Genomic DNA, 280 nt, shown 5'->3' with positions numbered 1-280 from the left:
GACTCCGGTGGTGACCATTCCAGAAGCAGCTGACGGCGTGAATGCTGACGAGTTGAAAGACGGCGTACAAACCGAAGTGACCGTGCCAGCAGGCAGTGCGGAAGGGGATAAACTCACCCTGACGATCACCAAACCTGATGGTAGCACTGACACCGTTGAACATACGCTGACGGCGGATGAAGTGACTGCGGGGAAAGCCGAAGTGACTATTCCGGCAGATAAAGTGACGGCAGACGGTAACTACTCTGTTACGGCTGAAATTACCGATCCAGCGGGTAAC

General features: G+C 54.6%; 1 pseudogene. It reads left to right on the top strand.

The window, feature by feature from the left end:
- Positions 1-280: pseudogene (locus ACNART_RS18010) on the top strand (hypothetical protein); the annotation flags it as partial.

Origin of the sequence: Proteus sp. LHD240705 (assembly GCF_047921555.1) — a bacterium.
Taxonomy (GTDB): domain Bacteria; phylum Pseudomonadota; class Gammaproteobacteria; order Enterobacterales; family Enterobacteriaceae; genus Proteus.
The sequence above is the reverse complement of the archived record's forward strand: the minus strand, read 5'-3'. Positions and strand labels throughout refer to the sequence as shown.